We start from the raw sequence: 24,953 nt of genomic DNA on the forward strand, positions 1-24,953 counted from the left end.
TAATCATGGCCGACCCGCTCGCCGTCGCTAGGCGAGTGCCCTTAGCCGGTCGGAAGTGCTTACGCCTGAGGCGCGACTGAATCGTTCTGAAGCGCCGTCGAGCGTGCGGCCGGCGCACGCCGACCCCCGAGCGCTCGATCTGTGAAATTACGATTTGTAATTGTGCGGACCGTTGCGGCCCGCTGCCGGAGTGTGCCTGTGGCGTGCCGCTCCGCGAGTTGGCTTTTTCACATCGCCTCAAGCACATCGATCCCGAGTAGCCCGAGGCCTGTGCGCAGCGTGTCGGCAGTCAAACGGCATAACTGCAGACGGCTTGTTCGTGTCTCGCCGGTTGCGCTGAGCACCGGGCACGCTTCGTAAAAGCGCATCAGGACTGCAGCCAGATCGTACAGGTAGGCGCACAGATAATTCGGCAACGCGTCTTGTGCCACGGCCAGCACGGCATCGGAAAAGCGCGCCAGCTGCAGCGCAAGTTGCCGCTCGGCCGGTTCCACGAGGCTCACGGTGGCGTCCACGTCCGATGCATTTGCGCGGCGCAACACGCTCTGGACACGCGTGTAGGCATATTGAAGGTACGGCGCAGTGTTGCCTTCGAAGGACAGCATGCTGGCCCAATCGAAAACGTAATCCGTGCTGCGGTTCCTGGCCAGGTCGAAGTACTTGATGGCGCCAATGCCGACGACCTGCGCAATCGCACGCCGGTCGGCTTCCGGCAACTCGGGACTTTTTTCGCTGACCAGATTGAAGGCCCGTTGCGTCGCTTCCGCCAGCAGCTCCGCGAGTTTGACCGTGTCGCCGCTGCGCGTTTTGAACGGCTTGCCGTCGTCGCCGAGCACCACGCCGAATCCAACGTGTTCCAGCTGGACCTCGGGCGGTACGTAACCGGCCTGGCGCGCCACGGAAAACACCTGCTGGAAGTGCAGCTTCTGCCGGGCGTCGACCACGTAGAGCGCACGGTCCGCCTTTAGCGTGCCGACGCGATAGCGGGTCGCGGCGAGATCGGTGGTGGAGTAGAGATAGCCGCCGTCCTGTTTTTGCACGATATAGGCTGCGGGCTCGCCGTCCTTGCCGCTGAATTCGCTGAGAAAGACCACCTGCGCACCGTCGCTCGTGACGGCGAGGCCCTTGGCCTGGAGGTCGGCGACGACCACCGGTAAGTCGTCGTTATAGGCACTTTCGCCGTGAACATCGGCCCGTGTCAGGCCCACGTTCAGCTGACGATAAATCTCCTCGCAATGAGTCATCGAAACATCGAGAAAGCGCTTCCAAAGTTCGAGCACGCGCGGGTCGCCGCCTTGCAGTTTGACCACGTAGTCGCGCGCCCGATTGGCGAATGCCGGATCTTCGTCGAAGCGTTTCTTCGCATTCCGATAGAACACTTCGAGATCGGCAAGGGCGACGTTCGAAGCGTCATCTGTGCCGGCTTCGTCCATGGATGCGGTCAGCATGCCGAATTGCGTGCCCCAATCGCCGACGTGATTCTGCGCGACCACCTTGTGACCGACGAAACGCAAAACCCGCGCCAACGCGTCGCCGATCACGGTAGAGCGCAGATGGCCCACGTGCATTTCCTTGGCGAGATTCGGCGACGAGTAGTCGATCACGACACATTGCACGGCGTTCCCGGTCATGCGCGGCACTGCGAGGCCACCGTTGTCGTTTAGCGCCTGCGTCACCCAGCGCGCGAGATACTCTGGTGCGATCGTCATGTTGATAAAGCCGGGTCCGGCGATCTCGACTTGGCTGACAATGCCTTTGAGATCAAGGTGCTCCACCACCGTCTGGGCCAACTGGCGCGGATTGAGTTTGCGCGATTTCGCTGCCGCCATGATCCCGTTCGCCTGATAGTCCCCATGCTCGGGACGGCCGGCAGGTTGGACGTTGGCACTGGCATCCGCGCAGCCTGCGGCCGCGAGGGCATCCTGGACACGCGCGTTGAGAAGTTGGAGCAGGGTTTGATTCGGCATCGATCAGGGCGTTGAGTGTTTTTGGAGGATGCGACCAGGCAGGGCTGACGTAGCCCCGGAAGGGGAGGTCGGGCAGAAACGCGGTCGCTGCAGCTTGAGTTTTGCTTCTGGTGGACAAGGCGACCGGCGGGCAGGCGCCTTGTCCTTCCAGCGATTCTACATGGCGCAGGCGAGCGCCTGGGCGGGGGAGCGCCGTTCGCGCGGCAAGACTTCCGTTAAACCCTGAACCGCGATACCGCGAGTTGCAAGGCCTTCGCCTGTTCGTCGAGCGACAGCGCCGCGGCCGTCGTCTGTTCGACGAGTGCCGCATTTTGCTGCGTGACCTCGTCCATTTGCGCCACGGCCCGGTTTACCTGTTCGATGCCATCGCTCTGCTCGCCGGATGCCGCGGCGACTTCGGTCATGATCTCGCTGACACGCCGGATCGATTCCACGATCTGCGCCATCGTGTTGCCTGCGGTCTGGACCAGACCCGTGCCATCGCCGACGCGGCTCGCCGCGGTCTGGATCAATCCCTTGATCTCCTTGGCTGCCGCGGCCGATCGTTGCGCCAGGGTGCGCACTTCGCCCGCGACCACGGCAAAGCCCCGGCCTTCTTCGCCGGCCCGCGCGGCTTCGACTGCGGCGTTCAGGGCAAGGATGTTGGTCTGGAATGCAATGCTTTCGATGGCGCCGATGATCGCCGACATCTTTTCCGACTGCTCGTTGATATCGGCCATCGTGCCCACGACGCGGTCCATCACACCGCCGCCGTTTGCTGCGATCTCGGAGGCCTCTTTCGCGAGCTGGCTCGCATGGCTCGCGTTGGCGTTGTTCTGCCGCACGGTTGCCGTCAGTTGCTCCATGCTGGCGGCGGTCTGCTGGAGGGCCGCAGCTTGCGATTCGGTGCGCCGCGACAGGTCTGCATTGCCGGCGGCAATTTCCTGGGTGGCGGTCGCCATGGTCGCGCTGCCGTCACGTACCGACGAGACGGTGCCTGACAGGCCGTCGCGCATCGCCGAGAGTGCGCCAATCAGTTTGCCCATTTCATCGTGTCCGCCCACTTCAATCGGGTCGGTAAGATCCCCCTTCGAGATGGCCGAGCAGGCGCGCAATGCGTTCGCAAGCGGCCGCGAAATCGCTTTTTGCAAACCCATCGCGCACAGTGCGGCGATGGCGATACCCAGCAGCATCAGCGCGGCCGACACTATGCTCATGGTTTTGAGCGTCTGCTGAAAGCCGTCGTAGTTGTCGGCGCCGCGTTTGAGCAGGTAAGCGTTCAACTGATCGGTGCTTTTGGTCAGTGCGAGCGAGAGGACCGGCATCGTCGTCATCACGATCTTGTCGGCGCTCTTTGCATCGCCGTGCTGCAGTGCCTGCAATGCCGGTTCGATCGCTTCGTTGAGCAGCTTGTCGAAGTTGCTTGAGACGACATCGGCGAGGCGTTGCTCATCGGCGTCGTGCGGCTGGGCGAGGTAGCGGGCGAGCGCCTGCTTCGAGGTGTTGAGATAGCCGTGCGTCTTGCCGATCAGCGTCGGCAGATCGGGCGATTCGGGGTGCAGGATCGCACGGTCCATGGTCACGCGGGCAATGGCGAGGTTGTATTTGCTGTCGCCCATCGCCACCGCGGAAGCAAGTTGCACGGAGTACGTCTCACGCAAGGCGGTCTGGCCGGATCCGGTGCTGAATTGGCCCACCAGGCCGAGGAGCAGCAAAAGTACGACAAGGCATCCTACCGTCGCCCAGATACGGAGTTTGATCGAGAGTCGGGAAAACATGACGAGGAGGGGGCTCCAGCAGATTTGACGTCCGGATGAGGAGTCCGGTCCTATTGTCGTTATCGGCCGCTGGGTGCAAAAACTTTATACGTGACGGGCGAAACAGCGCTGGGGCTTGTGCGGGTACCGCCTTTCGACATTTTTCTATGCATCGACGAGTATCGCAGTCATGGTCAGCGCGTTGCGCTGCCCTTGATCTTCGAAGCAGTTATTGAAAATCACGTGGGTTTTCGCAGCCCGCGTGGAAATCGCCCGAATCGAAGCGGCCAGCTCGCCCAGCTCGGCGTCGTTGTAGTCGTAGTTGAAACGGTCCGACGCCGACGCGCCGACGCCGGGGCTCCAGCTCTCCGTGTTGCGGCCATGCATACGTACCATCGCAAGTTGCGGATTCGTGACTTCCCACACGGTATGCACGCGGTTTTTCACATCCGGGGGCGCATCGACGATCACGTGCACGAGGGCCCGCTCACGCAGAAACGCGAGCGTGTTGGGCGCGTGGTTTTCGTCCAGCCAGGACTGGTTGCGAAACTCGACCGCCATCGTATAACCGGCCATGCGAGCGGCGCATTCATCGACGTGGGCGAGGTCCTGCGGAGCGCTCGTGATCCATGGCGCAAACTGGAACAGCACCGCGCCGAGCCGTTGTGTTTGCCGTAACGGTTCTAGCGCTTCGAGGTAGCGCCGCCACAGCTCGTCGCGAATCTCCGGCGGTAAATCGCGGTAGTAAAGATTTTTCTTGCGCGCGCTTAGGGCGGGTGTGCTCAAGGCCATTGCGATGTCCTTCGGCAGCACGTCGGGCGAGGTCTGGTGTCCCGTGAAGATACGGAAAGCCTTGAAGTTGAAGGTAAAGCCGTCGGGGGTGCGTTCGGCCCACAGCTGCGAATTGGACGCCGACGGCATCCCGTAGTACGCGGAGTCGACTTCGACGAGGGGAAACTGGCTTGCGTAGAAACGCAGCCGCGCTTCGGCCGTACTGCAGCCGCGCGGATAGAAACGCTTGCAGGCGATTAGTGTTTTGTCGGTCCAGCCGGCGGTGCCGCATTGGATGTTCATGGTCTCCATTCTGTCGCTTTGAGTGCTTTGCCCGGGCCGCCCCGGTTTGCTTCGCATTGGTCTGCTGCGCCGCGCAGGAGCGCAGTCTTCCTACGTTGCCGGCTCGGCGTGCGCGGTGCACGCAGCCAGTTCACGCCGCAACAGTTCGATATCTACGGGCTTGGCGAGCATTCGTGCGCCGGGTATCGCCTGACCGATTTCAGCACTTTCGCCGTAGCCCGACATTAGCAGAATCCGCAGGTCCGGCTGCGCACTTCGCAGCGCTCGCGCCAGCGTGTCCCCGGATAGTCCCGGCAGGCTGATGTCGCTCAAGAGGATATCGTATCGTTGCGTCGATGCAAGCTTGAGGGCTTCTTCGGCGTTGGCCACCGCAGTGTATTGCAGTCCGAACGATTCGAGCAGCTCACCCATCGCTTCACGCGAAGGCAGATCGTCTTCGACCAGTAGTACACAGGGCGACGCCACAGCATACGGTGTGTCTGTCACGGCATTTGCAAGCTTCGCGCGGTGCGCATTCAGCACGCCGCGCACCTTGCTGGCAAGGTCGTCGCGCCGATACGGCTTGCTCAGCAGCGTCACGCCGGCGTCTAGCTTGCCGTGGTGAAAGATTTCGTCGCGCGTGTAGCCGGAGGTGAAGAGTACTGGAATGGCAGGCGAGCGCAACGCGGCGCGCTGCGCCAGCTCGACGCTTTTGACGGTGCCGGGCATCACTACGTCGGTAAAGAGCAGATCGATCTGCAGGTCGCTGTCGACGAATTCGAGCGCCGCGTCGCCGTCTGCGGCGGTCAATACCTTGTAGCCGAGTTGCATCAGCATTTCGACCGCGGTCAGGCGCACCTCGGCGTCGTCTTCGACCACGAGAATCGTCTCGCGCCCGCCGACCGGCGCCTCGTTCTGCTCTGCGATCTCGGCGGTCTCGGCTTCGCGGCAGCGCGGGAAAAAGAGCTGCACCGTGGTGCCTTTGCCGACCACGCTGTCGATCACGGTGTGGCCGCCGCTTTGCTTGACGAAGCCGAACACCATGCTGAGGCCCAGACCGGTGCCGTGCCCATTGGGCTTGGTTGTGAAAAACGGTTCGACTGCACGCGTGAGCACTTCGGCGGGCATGCCGATGCCGGTGTCGGCGATCGAAAATACCAGGTACTCCCCAGCAGTCAGATCGGCGTAGCCTGGATCGTCGCGCTCGGCGACAACGAGATTCTCGGCGCGAATCGTGAGCGTGCCTTCGCCATGCATGGCATCGCGGCTGTTGATCGACAGATTGAGCAGGGCATTTTCAAGCTGGTTGCGATCGGCCAGCACGTTCCACAGATCGGGGCCGAGCACGGTGTCGACCCGGATCGTTTCGCCGAGCGCGCGGTGCAGCATCTCGCTCATGCCGTCGAGCAGCCGCCGCGGATTCAGTACTGCGGGGGAGAGTGGCTGGCGGCGTGCGAAGGCAAGCAGATGAGCGGCCAGTTGCGCGCCTCGTTTGACGGCTTGCGTGGCGGCGGCGATACGGCGCTGGCTGGCCGGATGGTCGCTCGCGTCGGCGGCCAGCATCTGCAGGTTGCCGTTGATCACTTGCAGCACGTTGTTGAAGTCGTGCGCGACGCCGCCCGTGAGGCTGCCGATTGCCTCCATCTTCTGAGCCTGGCGCAATTGCTCTTCGGCCAGCGCTCGCGCGGCGACAGCGTCGGTGACGCGTTGCTCGAGCGTCTCGGTGAGCAGGCGCAGCGCAGTTTCGGCGTGCTGCCGCGAGCGTTCGGTGAGCACGCGCCCCGTTGTTTCCACGACCACGGCGATCACGCCCGCCGGCGCACCGCTGTCGTCGGCCACCGGGCTGTAGTACAGATCCATCCATACGTCTTCGGGCTGGCCGTTGCGTAGCAGCACGAGTTCCTTGTCCACGTACGACAGCGTGCCGCCCGCGAGACAGGTGGCCATCACATTGCGGTTGAACGACGCCACTTCCGGCCAGCCCAGCTCGACGGGACAGCCGAGCAGGTAGGGATGACGACCGCCGGCGAACACCGCGTAGGCATCGTTGTAGACCATGTAGCCCTGCTTGCCCCATAACATCACGATCGGCAACGGCGAGCCAAGTACAAATTGCACGGCAGCGACGAGACTTTGCTGCCACTGGTCGATGGGACCCAGTTCGGTTGCCGTCCAGTCGAATCCGCGGATCCGTTCGGCCATTTCCCCTTTCCAGCCGGGGCAGCCATGGTCGTCTGCCGTGAGTGGCATTGTTCTGCTCCACAGTTGTCACATAGATGCGCGCGTTCACACCAGCAGGTGCCGCGTCGCGGGTTCGGCGGACTGGATCGGGGCACTTGCCAGGCGAGTGCATCCAGAATGCGGGTAGCAATCCGCGTTCCCGAAATGTTCCCGAAAGGCTGCGTGCGGCGGCAGCCCTGACAGGAGCACCTCGTCGGGTTGTTCGCGCGGTCGCGCTGTGGCATGGTGGACGACTGACAAATCGATCGACAGCCTCTGGACGTCTCCACAATGCCAAAGAAAAATCCCGCCCGCGCTGCGCTTCCCAAGCCCGATGCCCGAATGGAACTGCTGGCCGCCCGCCGCAACGCCAAAATGGCGCGTTCAGCCGACGCCTATGTGCGAGGCAGCACCAGCAAGTTTTACGAGTGGCTCGACGGCATGGAAAGTGACGCGTTGCCTCAAGGCCCTGCCGTGTGGATCTGCGGTGATTGCCACGCCGGCAATATCGGGCCGGTGGCGAATGCGCAGGGCCGTGTGGAAATCCAGATTCGCGATCTGGATCAGACGGTAATCGGCAATCCGGCACACGATCTGATCCGGCTCGGCTTGTCGCTCGCAACGGCAGCACGCGGCTCGGATCTGTCCGGCGTCATTACCGTACGCATGATGGAAGCGCTCGCGGACGGTTACGAACGCGCCTTCGACGACGCCTCGGATCACACGGACATCCAGGCCGAAAAACCCGAGGCGGTGCGGGTGGTCATGAGGGAAGCGCTGCGTCGCTCGTGGCAGCACCTCGCCGAAGAGCGCATCGAAGATGTCGAGCCGGAAATTCCACTCGGCAAGCGTTTCTGGCCGCTGTCGAAAAGCGAGCGCAGCGAGATTGCGGCGCTGTTCGAAAAGCGCACGCTTGCGCGTCTGGCCACAGAGTTACGTTCGGAGAACGAAGCGGCGAAAGTCACCGTGCTCGATGCAGCCTATTGGGTCAAGGGCTGCAGTTCGCTAGGGCGTTTGCGTTATGCCGTGCTGCTCGACGTCGACGGTGCCTCGATCGACGGTGACGATCTTTGCCTGATCGACATCAAGGAGGCGGCGCAAGCGGCGGCGCCACGCTACGCCGGCGCGCGCATGCCACGTGACAATGCGCAGCGGGTGGTGGAGGGCGCACGCCATCTCGCGCCGTTTCTTGGCGACCGGATGCGCGCTGCTCGTCTCGCCGAGCGAGCGGTGGTGATTCGTGAACTGTTGCCGCAAGACATGAAGCTTACGATTGAACAACTGACGCGCGATGAAGCGATGAAGGCGGCACGCTTTCTCGCGCTTGTTGTCGGCAAGGCCCATGCGAGCCAGATGGACGACACGGAGCGCAAGGCGTGGCTGGGTGAACTGCGGCGCAGCCGCAGCAAAACCATCGATGCGCCGCCGTGGCTCTGGAAGAGTATTGTGGAACTGATGAGCGGTCACGAGGCGGGCTATCTTGAACACTGCCGGCGTTACTCGCTCGAAGCCGGCGCGTGATAGAGTGCGGCCAGCCTGCCGCCGGCCGGCCCCGCAACGCGCGATGGAACGCTGATTGAGCATGAGCATGGATATCGATTTCGAATGCACGATGTGCGGCAAGTGCTGCCACGATCTGCGTTTGCCGTTGACAGTCGCAGAAGCACTCGCCTGGCTTGGGCGCGGTAACGAAGTGCAGATTCTCTGCGAGGCTTTGCCCTGGCCCGAAGAGCCCGCCGCGGACAATCTGCAGGCGGCTCATAAACGCCGCCGTTCGTTTGCGGCCATGAGCGGCAGCTTGCCCACGCGGATCGTGGTGATCCTGACTGGCGCGTTTGCCGGGCCGTGTCCGAACCTGCAGGCTGATATGCGCTGCGGTATCTATGAGGAGCGGCCGTTGGTCTGCCGCATCTATCCGGCTGAAATCAATCCGTTTATCCAGTTGGAGCCGGCGGCCAAGGGCTGTCCGCCGGAGGCGTGGACGCCTGGGCTTGCGCCGCTGATGCGTGGGGGGCAACTGGTGGATGCGACGACGGTTGAACTGATTCAGCAATCGCGGGCGGCCGATGCTCGGGATGCGGTGGCGAAGCAAAGGCTGTGTGCGTTGCTTGGTGTCGATGTGGCTGCGTTGGCTAATGAGGGGTTTGTGGTGCATACGCCGAAGCGTGAGGCGTTGCTTGCGGCGCTTGAGCGGGTGGGGGCGCAGGCGGATGGTTTGGGTGTTGCGCAGGGCGTGGAGGCAGTTGCTGCTGAGTCGGAGTCTGGCGCGTTGCCGAGTTGGCGATTTGTGTCGAATCGCCGGGCAACCGTAAACACGCTTGAGTCGGTGGGGGCGCTCAGTGCCTGGGTTGATGCCGATCGTCCGGAGGCCTTTGAATATCTCGGCTTTTTTCCCGCGGCCGCTGCTTAGCGAGCGTTCTGCCCGCGCGGAGGACGCAGAGCGTTAAGTGTTCTGCGTCAGGTACTTGCGGCGCGTTCAGACGGGTTGTCCACAGCCTTATGAACGGTTTCTGTGGACAAGTTTTTCTGAAGGTATAGCAGTCGAGCAGGCATCCGGTCTGTTTGAGTTTGGCGACCTGGTTGTAGGCGCAGAGATCTGTTCTGGCAACAGACTCAGGAAGCCGGGCCACCGGCGCGTATCGGTCATGCTGATGACCCCTCTGCTTTGTCTTCGAAGCTAAGCATTTTTTCGAGCTTGAGTCCCCCTCGTTTCATTCCCCGGTTTTCCTCCCTTTTTTAGGATGACAAACCGTTTTACCATGCCGGACGTTGCTCGTCGTTCGCCACACATTTATCCGGAAGGGTGTCTTTCCGAGGGCCCGTTTTTTCGAACATTAGCGCGTTTGATTTTCAGAACGCGCTAAAGATCGCATTGGCACTTACTGGCATGGGCGGTTTCCAGATGAGTCCGATCGCCGGGTGTGCAGCGGCCGGCGCAGCGCGGAACAACAACAAGAAAACAGGGACTCGTGTATGGCGGAATTCGATCCGGTTGCAAACCTGCTAACAGGACGGCAGGCGTATTTCCTCGATGTACCTGGCACGGACAGCGCAGCGGCGCTCTCGGTCGTATCGTTCGAAGCGACCGAAAAGATGGGCGAGCCCACCGAGGTGCGCATTGTGCTGACCCATCCGTTGCAGCTTGCGCGCGCTGATTACCTGAACCTCGATGCGAAGTTCTCCATCGTGCCTGACGGTGGGCCGCCACGCAAAATCTCGGGCTTCATCGCGCGCTTCTCCACGATCCAGACCACGAAGGACCATGTCAAGTACGAGGTCGTGCTGAAGTCGCATCTGGCGCGGCTGGAGGCCGTGACCCGCAGGAAAGTATTCCAGCATGCCAGCACGCCCGACATTATCGCGGCGATCCTGCGCAGCCATGGGCTCAGGGAGCACCAGTTTTCATTCAGGTTGCGCAGGCAATACCGCAAGCATCTGTTCCGCATGCAGCACCAGATGAGCGACAGTGCCTATATCCACATGCTGGCGGAAAAGGCCGGAATCTACTACTTCATTGTGGAGACGGAATACGGCGATCAGGTGGTCTTTGGGGACGACATAGACCATTACATTTACGACGAGCCGCAACGGATTGTGCCGTATCGCGAGGCGGCGGGACTTGAAGCGGGCGGCGTCGAGGCAGTGACGGCGATCAAAACCCATACCGAGACGGTGCCGCAATCGTTCGTCGTAGCGGATTACAACCCGGCCCAGGCCTGGGAGCGATTCAGGGATGAAGCCAACGTCGCGCCGCAAGACGAAACTACCTACGGCCAGACGTATATCTACGGCACGCACCACCTCGACCAGGCGGGCGCGAAGTGGGAGGCGCAGCTTCGGCACGAAGCCGCCATTGCCTGGCAGGTCGTGTATGAGGGCGAAAGCAACGTGCTGGCTTTGCGGTGCGCGAGCGTGCTTGAGATGGACACCACCTTGCCCGATGCGCCGAAAGGCCAGGTGATTGTCGAGGTGACGCACAGCGGCGCACGCGACAGGCCCTATGCGAATAGCTACAAGGCGATTCCTGCCGACCGCCGTTTCCGTCTCAGACTCGAACCGGAAACCTGGTCCAAAGTGACCGGCACACTTTCAGCGCGCGTCACAAGCCCGGACTCGTACAAATATGCCTATATAACCGCAAGCGGACACTATACGGTTCGCTTCGATGCGGACTTCGAAACGTGGCCCAATGGCGGCGAGAGCGTACCGCTACGCCTGGCGAAGCCGTTCGCCGGAAAGTTGCAGACCGGTTTCCACTTCCCCGCGCTGGACGATGCCGAAGCCGTGATCGTTTGTCGTGACGGCGACCCGGACAAGCCTGAAATCGTCGCCTTCCATCACCACAGCCAGGCGCGCGACCTCGTCACGAACGACCGTCGATGGCTCTCGCGCAACATGATTCGCACGCAATCGAATAACAAGTTGCGTATGGAGGACTGGGCAGGCCAGGAAGGCATCAAGGTCAGCACGGAACACTCGGGCAAGTCGCAACTGAATCTCGGCTATCTCGTCAACAGCAGGCTGGAGTACCGGGGCGAAGGCTACGAGCTGAGGACTGCGGGCTGGGGGGCGCTTCGCGCGGGCAAGGGGGTGATGGTCACGACCTACGACCGCCCCGGCGCGACCGGCAGGCAGCTCGACATGGAGGAGACCATCGCCCAGCTTGAGAGCGCGTTGGCGACGGCGAAGGCGTTGGCGGCATCGGCCAGCAGCGCCAAGGCCGAGCCTGCCGATACTGATGCGCAGCAGCAGATGAGGGAGGATCTGGATGGCCTGAAGAAACCGGGGCTGCTCATGAGTACACCCGCTTCGGCGGCGCTCGTGGCGGCCCAGGACGTGCAGTTTGCGGCGCAGGGCGACATCTCGGCGGTTGCCGGGAAGAACGTCGACTGGAGCGTGCTCAAACGCTTTACGGTGGCGGCGGGCGAAAAGCTGTCTCTGTTCGCGCAGAAACTTGGCATCAGGATTTTTGCAGCCAAAGGTCCGGTCGAAATTCAGGCGCAGACCGATGCCATGTCGCTGATCGCGGAACAGGATCTGACGGTGTCGAGCGTCAATGGCACGGTGCGCATCTGTGCGAAGAAGGAACTGACGCTTGAGTCGGGTGGCGCGTTCATCCAGATGAAGGACGGCAGCATCACGCTCGGTGGCCCGTTCGACCTGTTCATCAAGACGATCACGGTGCAGAAGCAGGGTAAGGCGACACTGAACATGCCGCTGGACCTGAACCACCCAGCGCTCGCCGGCATGCCGACCACGCCATTGACGTTCTACGCGGGTGCGTCGCCGGCCTCTCGCGCGGCGATTCCCGCGAACATGCCCTACAGCCTGTTCGCGGGCGGTACGCTGGTCAAGCAGAGCGTCATGGACGAAACCGGTCTGCTTCAGGTCGAACACCACCCCACCACTCAGCAATACACGCTCAAGCTTGCCAATGGCGCGAGCTACACGATTCCCGTGGCCGATCAATATCGGGGCAACGCGGATAACGGTGCGCTTGCCAATGGGGGTTTTCACTTCTACGAGGGGCAAAGCGGCACGAATGCTGGCGCGGTTGATCGCGCGCAACACCGCGCCGACTATGACGAACTGCTTGATACGGACGCCTGACCATGACCCAGCAACTACCGATTACCGTACCCATCGCGCTGTCGTGCGCGCGGAGCGCGGTGATAACCCTGCCGTGGTTCGTGCAGAAGACGGAATATCGTCCAAAGCCCGCCAACTACACGCCGCTTGTGAACGGCCACGATGCGTTCGGAGCACTCTATGACGCCATTGACAAGGCGACGCGTACCATTGATTACATCTGCTGGGGTTTCCAGCCGTCGATGTATTTCAAACGGGACGGTGGCAAATCGCTGCGTATTGGCGATCTGCTCATCAGGAAGGCCAAAGCGGGTGTCAAGGTTCGCGTCCTGTGCTGGCTCGATTCCGCCTGGATCGCGCAGATCGGCGAACAGGAGGTACCGGGGTGGACCGAGGGTGCGCGGTTCATGACACAGAACGAGGATGCATATCAGATCGCCTACGACCGGAACTGGTATCACAACGCCCGGTTGCCGGCAGGCGGCAAACCTTCGGGTGCAGCGCCTGCCGGATCGCAGATGTATACCGCACTCAGACAGGACCCGTACCAGATATTCGGTTCGCAGTCCTTCAGGGATATCGGCATCGAACTGGTGACGCGTGACTTCTCGCTGCACGACCGCGAGGAGATCATGTATCGGGAAAAACTCATGCGGGGAAGCGGCGATGGCCCAACATCCGGGACTATTGGCGCATACGGTGCGGAACCCTCCCATCACCAGAAAATGGTGCTGATCGACTATGAAGCGCCGGAAGTGGCTGTGGGCTTCGTGATGGGACATAACACGCTGGATGCCTATTGGGACGATGACCGTCACAGCTACGCGAAGAAAGCGCCGGGCCAGGGGCGCAATGGTGATACACCACGGCAGGACATGTCGGCCATCGTGGCGGGGCCGATTCTCGAACATCTGAACGACAATTTCTGCTGGGCGTGGCAACGTGATGCGAAGGAAGACCTGCTCGCAAAGCGTAGTGGATTTGCAGCGCAGTTAGAACCGCGCGACAGGATCGGTACACGCGTCATGGCGCACATCAGCCGCACGCAGTCGCAGGAAGGTGTGCGTAACATCAGGGCGCTTTACCTTCAGGCGGTCAATAACGCAACGAAATTCATCTATATCGAGAATCAGTACTTCCGCTGGCCGGCTCTTGCGGAAAAGATCAAGAGCGCGGTACAGGCGCAGATCTGCGCAGGACGTGATCCTGCAAAGCCGGTTCATCTTTTTGTTGTGACCAACGCGAACAGGGACGGTATCGGGCAGGGGCCTGGAACGACCTATGACATGCTCAATAGTCTTGGCCGCGCGGACACCATTCCGGTCATCGCGAAGGAAGAGCGCAGTGACGCGCTCGGCTCCGCATTGCAGGATGTCCGGAAAGAGGTTACGGCGGCGAACACGCAGATGCGAAACGCGAGCAGCCCGCGGGAACGGGCCGACGCACAACGCGCCGTTGACGCAGCGCAAGCCAGGCAGGCGAAGCTGCAACACGAGTACGACGACAACCTCAACACGGGCAAGGCGGTTCTGCCGCAGCCGATCCCGGGTCTCAAGGTTCACGTCTGTTCGCTGGTTGCGCCCGACTCGCCAGCAGGCAGCCCCTGGATGCCAGTTTACGTTCACAGCAAGATCATGATCGTTGACGACGTGTTTCTCACGCATGGTTCGGCCAACATCAACCGGCGCAGCATGGAAGTGGATAGCGAACTGAATATCTGTCACGAGCGCATGGACGTGACGCAGCCGTTGCGAAGGCGCCTGTGGAATATCCATACAAATAGCATCGAAGACGGCGCGTCGGACGACCCGAAACTTGCGGCCGCAGCGTGGGAGTACATCATCAGTCGGAACGCAGGAAAGCAGAAAAACGGTGAGACGCCGCTTGCGTCGCTCGTCGGTTTCATGTGGACGGGCGCGAGCCGTTTGCGGCTGGACTGAACGATGAAGAGACGAAGTAAATCAGTTGCGATCTACCTGGCGCTTGCGCTCAGCGCCTGTTCGAACAAGGATAATCCGATGCCCACTCAAGCCGAATGGAGCGCCGTGCGCGCGAAACTGGCCTTCACCTGTGTCCACGAAGCTGACCACCTGCCACCGCTCGACCCGCGGGCTGATACGCTGTTCAAATATGCCCTGTTCCTCGAAAAGAAACCCGGCCCGAAGGACTTCAATGCTGCTGCGCGCTACTACCGGATCGCCGCCGCGTATGGTCACTACAAGGCCAACCACAACCTGCAACTGCTGGTCTCCACTGGACAGGCATCGTCGCCCCATGCGGCCACGGAAACGATTGATCTGGCCGAACAGTTGATCGCTGCGGGCATCCCTGGCGGCTATTACGACATGGGTCACTACCTCGAACTCGGTTACGGCGTGAAGCAGGACGAGAAGAAGGCACGGATTTATTTCCGCAAGGCCGCTGACCTCGGTAGCCCCGAAGGGCAATACTATGTCGGCGACCTGCTTTCCGCAAAGGATCGCGCGCCGGACATTTCTCGACAGATGATGGAATGTGCGATCGATCAGGGTTATGGAAAGGCTGGCAGCTATCTAGGTATCGATCTTGTGGATCACCAACTCTATGCAGAAGCCGTCAAGGCGTTCCAGCGGGGTGTGGCCGCAGGTGATGCGACATCTGCCTTCGCTTTGCGGCATGGATTCGATGCGGTCCCGTCTGACAAATTCTATTACATTGGACTGTCCAACGATTCTGAACGCTCGCGTCGGTACGGTTTGATCTGGAATTTCCTTGATGCTCACCAAGGCCTGAATCCGAATGTTCCGGACATCGATCAGATCGTTCCGCTGCCGCCCGCGAAGCTACCGGAATGGGACGGTACGTTCCAGTGGCAGAAGGAGCAGGACGCCGCCCAGCCACCGCAGAAGCCTGCTGAGGCACTGGTTACAAAGCTGGCTAGTGAGAAGAACCTCGACCCTGCGACGGGCCTGCCTCTCCCGCCGACCAAAAAGGACAACCGTTTGCCGCTTGGCGCCACGGCTCGCACCAACGAGTTCTGCCCGCAGGATGGCGTCTGGCGCGCGAAACAATGGGCGGGTTTCAGTCCGGACGCGACACAGCGTATCGGCAAGGGAGAAATCATGCCGCGCCTCACCATAACCCAGCCGCGTGCCATACCGGGACTCGACGCGTTGCTTGGGATGCGCCAGCACCATACCGATGTGACGTGGAGCCTGGTTGCCTACAGCGACGAGGCGTAGGACACCCGGTTCAACCAACGTCAACCGGTGCAGCGTGGAGGTGGACAGCGAACCGAACATCTGTCATGAGCGCATGGATGTGACGCAGTCGCTACGCAGGCACCTGTGGGATATCCATATCAATAGCATTGAAGACGGCGCGTCGGACGACCCGAAGCGCGCGGCCGCAGCGTGGGAGTACGTCATCAGTCGGAACGCCGGAAAGCAGAACAGCTATGAGACGCCGCTTGCGTCGCACGTCGGCTTAATGTGGACGGCCGCGAGCCGTTTGCGGCTGGACTGAACGATGAAGAGACGAAGTAAATCAGTTGCGATCTACCTGGCGCTTGCGCTCAGCGCCTGTTCGAACAAGGATAGTCCGATGCCCACTCAAGCCGAATGGAGCACCGTGCGCGCGAAACTGGCCTTCACCTGCGTCCACGAGGCGGACCACCTGCCGCCGCTCAACCCGCAGGCTGATACGCTGTTCAAATATGCCCTGTTTCTCGAAAAGAAACCCGGCCCGAAAGACTACGATGCGGCCGCCCGCTATTATCGGATTGCCGCCGCGTATGGTCATTACAAGGCCAACCACAACCTGCAACTGCTGGTATCCACCGGACAGGCATCGTCGCCCCACGCGGCCACGGAAACGATTGACCTGGCCGAACAGTTGATTGCTGCGGGTATCCCGGGCGGCTACTACGACATGGGCCACTACCTCGAACTCGGTTACGGCGTGAAGCAGGACGAGAGGAAGGCGCGGATTTATTTCCGCAAGGCTGCGGACCTGGGAAGTCCGGAAGGGCAGTATTACGTGGGTGATTTACTTTCGGGTAAAGATCGCGCTCCGGACATTTCGCGGCAGACGATGGAGTGCGCAACTGACCAGGGATACGGAAAGGCAGCTAGTTATCTCGCTGTAGACTTGAAGACAGATAAGCAATACTCACGGGCTGTCCAAGCATTTCAAAAGGGTGTGTTAGCGGGTGATGCGCAATCGGCGTCCTTCCTGAAATATGGTTTCGATCCGAATACATCGGATGAGATGTCTTACATCGGACAGCCTAAGGATCACGAACGATCACGCCGCTACGGTTTGATCTGGAAGTTTCTCAACTACCGCGAAGGCCTCAATCCGAAGGTGGCCGACATTGAGCAGATCGTGCCGCTGCCTCCCGCGAACCTACCGGAGTGGGATGGTACGTTCCAGTGGCAGAAGGAGCAGGACGCCGCCCAGCCACCGCAGAAGCCTGCCGAGTCGCTGGTTACAAAGCTGGCCCATGAGAAAAACCTCGACCCTGCGACGGGCCTGCCTCTCACGCCGACCAAAAAGGACAACCGTTTGCCACTTGGCGCCACGGCTCGCACCAACGAGTTCTGCCCGCAGGATGGCGTCTGGTGCGCGAAACAATGGGCGGGTTTCAGTCCGGACGCGACACAGCGTATCGGCAAGGGAGAAATCATGCCGCGCCTCACCATAACCCAGCCGCGTGCCATACCGGGACTCGACGCGTTGCTTGGGATGCGCCTGCACCATACCGATGTGACGTGGAGCCTGGTTGCCTACAGCGACGAGGCGTAGGACACCCGGTTCGACCAACGTCAACCGGTGCAGCATGGAGGTGGGCAGCGAACCGAACATCTGTCATGAGCGCATGGACGTGACGCAGCCATTGCGCAGGCACCTGTGGAATATCCATATGGGAGGCGAGAGGAACGGTGCATCGGACGACTCGAAGCTCGCGGCTGCAGCGTGGGAGTACATCATTACGGAAAATGCCCGTAATCAAACAAATGGACTAGCTCCCATCGCGTCACTCATTGGATTCACGTGGACCGGTGCGAGCCGTTTGCGGCTGGACTGAACGATGAAGAGACGAAGTAAATTAATTGCGATCTGCCTGGCGCTTACGCTCAGCGCCTGTTCGAACAAGGATAATCCGATGCCCACGCAAGCCGAATGGAGCGCCGTGCGCGCGAAACTGGCCTTCACCTGCGTCCACGAGGCGGACCACCTGCCACCGCTCGATCCGCAGGCCGATACGCTGTTCAAATATGCGCTGTTCCTCGAAAAGAAACCGGGTCCGAAAGACTTCGACGCCGCAGCGCGCTACTACCGGATCGCCGCCGCGTATGGTCACTACAAGGCCAACCACAACCTGCAACTGCTGGTCTCCACCGGACAGGCATCGTCTCCCCACGCGGCCACGGAAACGGTTGACCTGGCCGAACAGTTGATCGCTGCGGGCATCCCTGGCGGCTACTACGACATGGGCCACTACCTTGAACTCGGTTACGGCGTGAAGCAGGACGAGAGGAAGGCGCGGATTTATTTCCGCAAGGCTGCGGACCTGGGAAGTCCGGAAGGGCAGTATTACGTGGGTGATTTACTTTCGGGTAAAGATCGCGCTCCAGACATTTCGCGGCAGATGATGGAGTGCGCAACTGACCAGGGATACGGAAAGGCAGCTAGTTATCTCGCTGTAGACCTGATGACAGATAAGCAATACTCACAAGCTGTCCTGGCGTTTCAAAAGGGTGTGGCCGCGGGTGATGCGGCATCTGCCTTCGCTTTGCAATATGGGCTCGATTCGGACCCGTCGGACAAACTCTATTACATTGGACTATCCAAGGATTCTGAACGCACGCGTCGGTACGGCTTGATCTGGAATTTTCTTGATGCTCACCAAGGCCTGAATCCGAAGGTCCCGGACATCGATCAGATTGTGCCGCTGCCTCCCGCGCAGCTACCGGAGTGGGATGGCACGTTCCAGTGGCAGAAGGAGCAGGACGCCGCGAACCCACCGCAGAGACCCGAGGAGAAGCTTGTTGAACGTCTTGCGCGTGATAAGAACCTTGACCCGGCGACAGGGCTTCCTCTGGCTCCCGCCAAAAGCGCGAAGGATGAGCGCGCGCCTTTGGGTACTGTCGCGCGCACGAGTGAACTGCCGCCTGAGAGGAATCCTGAGAACCGGCGCGACAGCCCTATTTTTCTTTTCTCCCGTACTACTGGGGGCAACGGTATTGCTCAAGGAGGAATTGTTTGATGAGCATACCGACCAGGTGAAAGAAGTCACGCACTCTCCGCTAACTGTAGCTGGCGCAACGTTTCCGGCCGGTACCCCCGCTTGGTATGAGCAGGCCGGTGGCGTGTCCGACCGGCATCTGCTATCCGGCCGGCACATGCGACGTACGTCACGGGAAATCCATATCCGCCCCGTCACCCCTCGCCACTTCATCTGCTAGTTAGACAACGAAACATAAGGCGAAGTCAAAGGCGTCGGCGGGAACGGCTGCAAACCATTCTGCTTCGTAAAGCTATATCGCACATACACGGCGGCCAGCCATTCACGATATTGATAAGCATTGCCGAGCGAAGCAGTCGCGCCCACCGCCAGTTGCGGCCCAAGCTGATACTCGCCGACTGCGCTAAATGAGTACGCGACTCCCGTCTTGCTCTGACCGGGGTAGATCGCGCCGCTGTCGAGCGTGGTCGTGGTGACGCTGTCCATGTTCGTCGCGGCCTCGCTCTGCAATGTCGAGTCCGTCGGGAAATACGGCGAAGAATTGAGGCGATAGTGCTGTACGCCGATCGATCCCTTGAGGTCGTAAGTGAATTGACCGTTGCGACCCATGTACTCGATAGGCAGGTTCAGGATGACGTACTGCTGCGGACTAAAGTAGCCACCTTGGCCATACGTGAAGTAGGACAGATTCTTGTCGTAGTGCATGAGCGTCGTGTTGACGCCGACAGTGAAGGTTTGATCGGCGTCTTTATAGACGCGCGTATAAACCCCGCCGCCGCCTTTAACCGCAAAGTTATCTTCCACGTTGCGGCCGGTGTAATACTGGCCCGAGCCGTTCACGTACAGACCGCTCGTGCCGTCGTCCCAGGCGATGCTCGCGAGACCACCGTTCGACGTTACGCCACCCCACTCGAGGTTTTGCCCCGAGTCCTTTGCACCTGCGTACGAGAGCAAGCTGTCCGTGACTGCGCGCCTGGCGACGGCAAGTGTGTACGACACCTTGTCGGTCACGCTGCCGTCGTACTCGGCGCCACCGACGATGTTCTCAATCGGAAAGCCGATCGGTGTCGTGCCGACGTCGGCCTTGAAACTCCGGGCTTCATAGCCAATTGATAAACCCACGCCGCTTGCATTTTGCGAACCGAACTGATTGGTTGCATCGACCACTTCGGTCGAGCTTGTCGTTTTGCCAGGCAGATAGGGCGCGAGCCCCGATCCAAACCGTGCGATCGTCGAGAGCTGGTTGCTCGCAGTGCCCGCGTCGAGGGTCACCGGCGTGGCTGTCACAACGATGTGGCCGTTGCCGGCCTGGATGCGCCCCTGGATCGGCGCTTCGATATCGGTCAACTGGGACAGACCGTCTTCGCCTGACCGGTTGCGAAATACGACGCCGCCGGAAACCGTACTCGTCTGCTCTCGATTGACCTGCGCCAGTTCCTCGGCAACACCAAGTGTCTGCGAATTGGCAGCATTGACCGGCGACGGCGCATAGCTGCCGCCGCTAGCCGGCGCAGCTTGCGCAGCGGGAGCCTGCGGATAATACGGCTGCGCATAACCCGCCGGCGGTTGCGGAATATACGGCTGCTGCTGCGCGTAGGCTCCCTGATTCGCATAGGGCTGCTGAGGATACGCCGGTTGCCCATACCCCTGCTGCGGATACGGCTGCGGCGCATACCCTTGCTGTTGTTGCGGGTAAGGCTGCGTATATCCCTGCTGTTGCGGATACGGTTGCTGACCGTAATACGGCTGCTGCCCATAACCCTGTTGCTGACCATACGGCGCTTGCGCGTACGCCTGTCCCGCGCCGTTCGCCTTGTGCGTGGTGGCCTGATTGCGGGCCGTCTTCTGCTTCTTGCTAGCCTTGCTCTGATTCGCAGGAAGCGGCGCATAGCCGCCCTGAGTCTGCTGTGCCGCTGCATTGGCCTGCGCCTCGCGTGCCGCAGGCGACATCGGCCACGGCGTCGACACGTAGGGCGCAGGCGCCCCATACGGCGTCGCAGCTTGCGCAGGATAAGGCGCGTTATACGGCAGCGGCGCCTGTTGCATCGGCGCCTGTCCCTGTCCCGGATACGGTTGCAAGGGCATAGCGCCGGGTGCGCCCGCCTGGGACGAACCGGAGTCATCGGGACCGTAGTCGCCCGCTGCGTTACTCGAACTCGGCGCACTGGAAGGCGCGCCATAAGGCGTCGTGTACGGGACCACAGGCGCGACAGGCGCCGTGGGCGCCACATAGGGCGCTACGTACGGTGCGGGCTGTGAAGGCGGCGGATAGGTCGGCACGGTCTGCGTCTGATAGGAAGACTGCGAATACGGGGACGCGCTGGGCGCGGCATACGCCGGTGCCCGTGCGCCGACGTTGAAGCCAGCGCCTGCGCTGGATGTACCACTCGAGCCGGCGGCATCGGCCGGCACATCGACGGCGGTTTTTCCTTCGAACGGATTGGTGCCGGGCAGCGGCGTCGCGCCGATCCGGCGCATGGCCACTTCCCAGCCGCGTGGCACATTGCTCGCCGAGCCGGCGCGCGGCGCGGCCAAACCCACGGGTGTGTTGGCCGCGACCAGCGAGCGTTGCAGATACGTGGCCGCAAGCGTCAGCTTGCCCTCGGCGCGATACATGCGGCCAACGGCTGCCAGCACGCCGGGGTCGTCCGGCGCAGCATTCAGTGCCTGGGTGGCAAGCGCCTCTGCATAACGGAAATCCTTCGCGCCTGTAGCGGCAGGGATGGCCGCCAGCATCAGGCTCAGATCATCGGGGCGGCGCGTAAGTGCTACGCGGTAACTGGCGAGCGCATTGCGGTCATCGCCCGCCGACCCATAAAGGCGTCCAAGCGCAGCCTGCAGATCCGGATTGTCAGGCATCGCCGCGAGCCACGGCGCGATCACGTCGTAAGCGCTTGCGAGGTCGCCACGCTGCCGAACGGCATCGCATTGCCGTACGACGATCGTCAGATTCAGGTTGCCGAAATCGGTGCGTTGTTGCGGCGTCAACTGCATCCCGGCGAGCTGGCGCATCACCGTGCCCAGTTCGGCATCCTGATGAGTCGCGAGCAGGATGCCGGCGTATTGCAACAGCAGATCCGTATTGCCGGGCGCGGCGCTCATGGCGCTGCGCACGAGCCACAGTGCGCGGTTCGAATCGCCTGCCTGTTGATAGGCCGACGCCACCACGCCGATCAGCTCCGGATTGCCGGCTGCCACGGGTTCCGCGGCGGCGAGTGTCGCGAAGGCCTGCTGGGTCTGGCCGTGCTTCGCCATCTGGATCGCGAGGCTCGCCTGTTGATGTACCCACAGGCGGTGCTGCAACGTCGCCATGGCGTCGGTGCGCTGGGCTGGCGGAATCCGGTCCAGTTGCGAGAGGCCGGTTGACCAGTCCTCGGTTTCCGCCGACAGCAACGCACTCGCATAGAGCGCATCGGTCATGTCGGGATGAGCCGCCAGAAGTCCGTCCATCATGCTGCGCGCGTTGCCGATCGCGCCCTGGCGCACGTAAATGCGCGCGAGGTCGAGGCGCATCCACGGATCGTCAGGATTGCTGAGCAGCGCGTCTTCGAACAGGCTGCGTGCCGCGCCCAGATCGCCACGCGCTTCGGCGGCACGCGCCTGAGCGGCCTGCGCTTCGCCGCGCAGCCGATCGATACCGCCTGCTTTCGACTGCTGTTCGGCATTGAGCTGATTGGCAAACTGCAGCGCTTCGTCGCCGCGTCCCTGCGCAGCAAGTGCGCCGACGAGGCCGCGAATCGCGTCGGGGTTGTCCGCCTGGCGACGCAACGCCATCCGGTATGCCTGTTCCGCACCGGCCGGATCGCCGTTGTTCAGCAGCATTTCGCCGAGCAGCACCTGCGCGGTGACATCGGACGGGTTGATCGCAATGGCGCGCTCGAATAGCGACTTGGCCTTGGCGAATTCCCCGTTGCTGCGTGCGCCGATCGCGTCGCTGGTATAGGTCCAGTAGGTCGCGCTCAGCAACGCGTCTTTCCAGCGTGCCGGGTTGCCGCTGCGCGAGGCCCGCTCCAGGTCGTCGCGCGCTTCGGAGAAGTGTTCCTGCTTGAGTGCGGCGATACCCATGCCGCCGAGCGCGTCGCTATCGTTCGGACTACTCGCCAGCACTGAAGAGAATTTGGCGCGCGCCGTGGCAAGGTCGCTGCGGTCGAGCGCAGCGAAGCCTTCGGCGATCGTGCGGCCGCGTGCATCGACGGCAGCGTTCTGCTGGGCGCGTTCGCGCGCCGCGCTGTCCTGTTGCACCATCGAATCGAAGCGCGCCTTGACTGCGGCATCATCGGGTGCAAGTTGCAGGTAGCTCTGATAGAGCGGGGCGTCGGGGGCGCGTGCATCGAGCCATAGCAACGCTTGCCGCCAGCTCTTGCGTGCGGCCGGGCCCACCGTGTTGTCACCGGAGAGCTTCTCGAGCTGGCCGATACCTTCCCGACGCGTGACGTCGCGATACGTCAGATGCTGGGCGTATGCGAGCGCGTAGCGCGGATCGTCCGGATTCTGTTGCGCGAGCTGCTGCAGTCCGCGGCGTGCCTGGTCCCAGCCTTGCGGCGTGGCCGCGAGTGCCTGGTAGTACTCGAGCTGCAGCTCGGGCGTAGCGGGTTTGCCTTGCAACGCGCGCTGATATTCCTGCACGGCGCTCGCCGCCTGGCCGCTTTGTTGCAGGCGCCGGGCGTCGTTGACGGTCTGGTCGCGCACGCTGCTTTCGCCAAGGCGCCGGCCGAGATCGTCGATGGTCGGATAGTTCGGCGCGACTGCCCGCAGGCGCGCCAGATATTGCTGCGCGCCGCTGCCGTCCTTGCGGTCGGCGAGCACCATGCCCATGCCGAACAGGGCGTCGGGCTGCTTGGGATCGATGCGCAGCACTTTCTGCCACGCCTGCTCGGCGAGGTCGCCGCGGTGGTGCGCTTGCCAGTACTTGCCCTGATCGATCAGCACGTTGAGCGGATCAGACGAAGCCTGGGCAAAAGCGGTGGTGGGCAACGTCGCCGCAGCGACGCTAGCGAGGCTCAGCGCCAGCGCGAGGGCGCTCAATCGCATGCGTTTCTCCAACTCGGCACGAGGCGGCCGGCATCGTCGAAGCGATAGCGGCCATCGATGAATCCGGTGCCGAACAAGCCCAGCACACGATCGTAATAGACTGGTTCGTGACCTGCGACGGGGTTGTCGAGCGCAGCCAGGTGGGTGCGCGCGAGTCCGAGGCCGCGCTCGTCGCCGAGCGCCTTGAAGTAAGGCGCAAGTGCGCCCCAATAGCTCAGCGGTCCTTCGCCGCTGACGCTGCCGGTGGTCGCCGCGACCTTCTCGGGCGGGAAGCCCACCTGGGCGACCTGATTGCGCATGCCGCCGAGGGCGGCGAGCCAGGGCTTGGCGAGCGGATCGGCAGAAGCCGTCATGCCGGCCCAGAGATACACGCGGATCGCGTCGTAGCTGCCGGTGTCGCCGTTCTTCGGATCGACCACGAACTGGCCGGCGCGCCATGCCGCCCAGTCGGGCACGAAACCTTGTGGCGACGTTGTTTTGACGAGCTGGTACGCGGCATCGGCGAGTTTGTTCCACGGGCCGCCCGGCTGCGCCTTGGCGAGCGCACGCAGCACGGGCAACGGCAGGTAGCTGGGATTCAGGCGCGTCACGCCGCCGGCCTGGAAGCCCTGCGGGCCGGGCAGCAACATGGGGCCGAGGCCAGGCAGGCTGGTTACTTCCTTGCTCACGATCTGCGCGGCGAGTGCTTCACCGAGTTTCGTATAGTCCGTGTCGCGCCACAAACGGCCCGCTTGCAGCAGATCGTAGGCGATCCACAGATCGGAGTCCGAAGCAGAATTCGGATCGAGCACGCCGAACGAGCCATCCGGCTTCCTGCCCCATTGCCATGCAGGCAGACGCAGGTTCTGCGCGTCGAACTGGTTGCCGGCGAGGTTGGTGCGAGTCCAGTCGAGCAGCCGGTCGAAGGTGGCGCGATCGTTCGCGACCAGCGCGAAGAACATGCCGTACGACTGGCCTTCGGAGGTGGTTTGCTGGGTCGGCGTCGAATAGTCGATCACGCGCCCATCGGCCTGCACGAAGTGCTCGACGAAGGTGCGATACGCTGGCCAGTCGCACTGCGCGGAAGTCGAAGCCGGGGCCGTAGCCGCGGCGGCCGCGGTCGGGATGGCCGCTGACGTCATGGACGCA

Annotated in this window: 14 protein-coding genes; 8 read left to right on the top strand and 6 right to left on the bottom strand. The window is 62.0% G+C overall.

What is annotated here, in order from left to right; translation table 11 throughout:
• Positions 1-227 precede the first annotated feature (227 nt).
• The 4 genes from argS to BUS06_RS31105 form a co-directional block, all read right to left on the bottom strand.
• Positions 228-1,967, bottom strand: a complete 1,740-nt coding sequence (argS, locus tag BUS06_RS31090; RefSeq protein ID WP_074268156.1) for an arginine--tRNA ligase — start codon at positions 1,965-1,967, stop codon at positions 228-230.
• Between the two features lie 215 nt (positions 1,968-2,182).
• Positions 2,183-3,724, bottom strand: coding sequence for a methyl-accepting chemotaxis protein (locus tag BUS06_RS31095; protein ID WP_074268157.1), 1,542 nt, complete (start codon positions 3,722-3,724; stop codon positions 2,183-2,185).
• 144 nt (positions 3,725-3,868) lie between these two features.
• The gene (locus BUS06_RS31100) at positions 3,869-4,777 is read right to left on the bottom strand and encodes a DUF72 domain-containing protein (RefSeq protein ID WP_074268158.1); all 909 of its coding nucleotides are present in this window, start codon (positions 4,775-4,777) and stop codon (positions 3,869-3,871) included.
• Positions 4,778-4,867: 90 nt separating this feature from the next.
• Positions 4,868-7,006 carry a hybrid sensor histidine kinase/response regulator gene (locus tag BUS06_RS31105; protein ID WP_074268159.1) on the bottom strand — a complete coding sequence of 713 codons (2,139 nt, stop codon included), beginning with the start codon at positions 7,004-7,006 and terminating at the stop codon, positions 4,868-4,870.
• A gap of 261 nt (positions 7,007-7,267) precedes the next feature.
• Here BUS06_RS31105 and BUS06_RS31110 point away from each other — a divergent pair, with 261 nt between their 5' ends.
• From BUS06_RS31110 to BUS06_RS31150, 8 genes are all read left to right on the top strand, one after another.
• A complete protein-coding gene (locus BUS06_RS31110; protein ID WP_074268160.1) occupies positions 7,268-8,497 on the top strand; it encodes a DUF2252 domain-containing protein in 1,230 nt (409 codons plus the stop codon).
• 67 nt (positions 8,498-8,564) lie between these two features.
• Positions 8,565-9,386, top strand: coding sequence for a YkgJ family cysteine cluster protein (locus tag BUS06_RS31115; protein WP_074268161.1), 822 nt, complete (start codon positions 8,565-8,567; stop codon positions 9,384-9,386).
• Between the two features lie 563 nt (positions 9,387-9,949).
• Positions 9,950-12,586, top strand: a complete 2,637-nt coding sequence (locus tag BUS06_RS31120; RefSeq protein ID WP_074268162.1) for a type VI secretion system Vgr family protein — start codon at positions 9,950-9,952, stop codon at positions 12,584-12,586.
• A 2-nt stretch (positions 12,587-12,588) separates the two neighbouring features.
• The gene (locus tag BUS06_RS31125; protein WP_074268163.1) at positions 12,589-14,505 is read left to right on the top strand and encodes a phospholipase D-like domain-containing protein; all 1,917 of its coding nucleotides are present in this window, start codon (positions 12,589-12,591) and stop codon (positions 14,503-14,505) included.
• Positions 14,506-14,508: 3 nt separating this feature from the next.
• Complete coding sequence (locus BUS06_RS31130; RefSeq protein WP_254369010.1) at positions 14,509-15,786, top strand: SEL1-like repeat protein; 1,278 nt, start codon at positions 14,509-14,511, stop codon at positions 15,784-15,786.
• Between the two features lie 73 nt (positions 15,787-15,859).
• Positions 15,860-16,069, top strand: coding sequence for a hypothetical protein (locus BUS06_RS31135; protein WP_074268165.1), 210 nt, complete (start codon positions 15,860-15,862; stop codon positions 16,067-16,069).
• A gap of 3 nt (positions 16,070-16,072) precedes the next feature.
• Positions 16,073-17,350: an SEL1-like repeat protein gene (locus tag BUS06_RS31140; protein WP_254369011.1), complete on the top strand. Its 1,278-nt coding sequence runs from the start codon at positions 16,073-16,075 to the stop codon at positions 17,348-17,350.
• A gap of 286 nt (positions 17,351-17,636) precedes the next feature.
• Positions 17,637-18,815, top strand: coding sequence for an SEL1-like repeat protein (locus BUS06_RS31150; protein ID WP_254369012.1), 1,179 nt, complete (start codon positions 17,637-17,639; stop codon positions 18,813-18,815).
• Between the two features lie 195 nt (positions 18,816-19,010).
• On the opposite strand, the gene BUS06_RS31155 is transcribed toward BUS06_RS31150, so the two are convergent.
• Together BUS06_RS31155 and bcsZ are read right to left on the bottom strand one after the other, a co-directional pair.
• Positions 19,011-23,825 (bottom strand): cellulose biosynthesis protein BcsC, encoded by a 4,815-nt coding sequence (locus BUS06_RS31155; protein WP_074268168.1) that lies wholly within the window; start codon positions 23,823-23,825, stop codon positions 19,011-19,013.
• Positions 23,816-24,946, bottom strand: coding sequence for a cellulose synthase complex periplasmic endoglucanase BcsZ (gene bcsZ, locus BUS06_RS31160; protein WP_438803571.1), 1,131 nt, complete (start codon positions 24,944-24,946; stop codon positions 23,816-23,818). The genes BUS06_RS31155 and bcsZ overlap by 10 nt, the downstream gene beginning before the upstream one ends.
• Positions 24,947-24,953: the final 7 nt, after the last annotated feature.

Origin of the sequence: Paraburkholderia phenazinium, assembly GCF_900141745.1 — a bacterium.
Taxonomy (GTDB): Bacteria; Pseudomonadota; Gammaproteobacteria; order Burkholderiales; family Burkholderiaceae; genus Paraburkholderia; species Paraburkholderia phenazinium_B.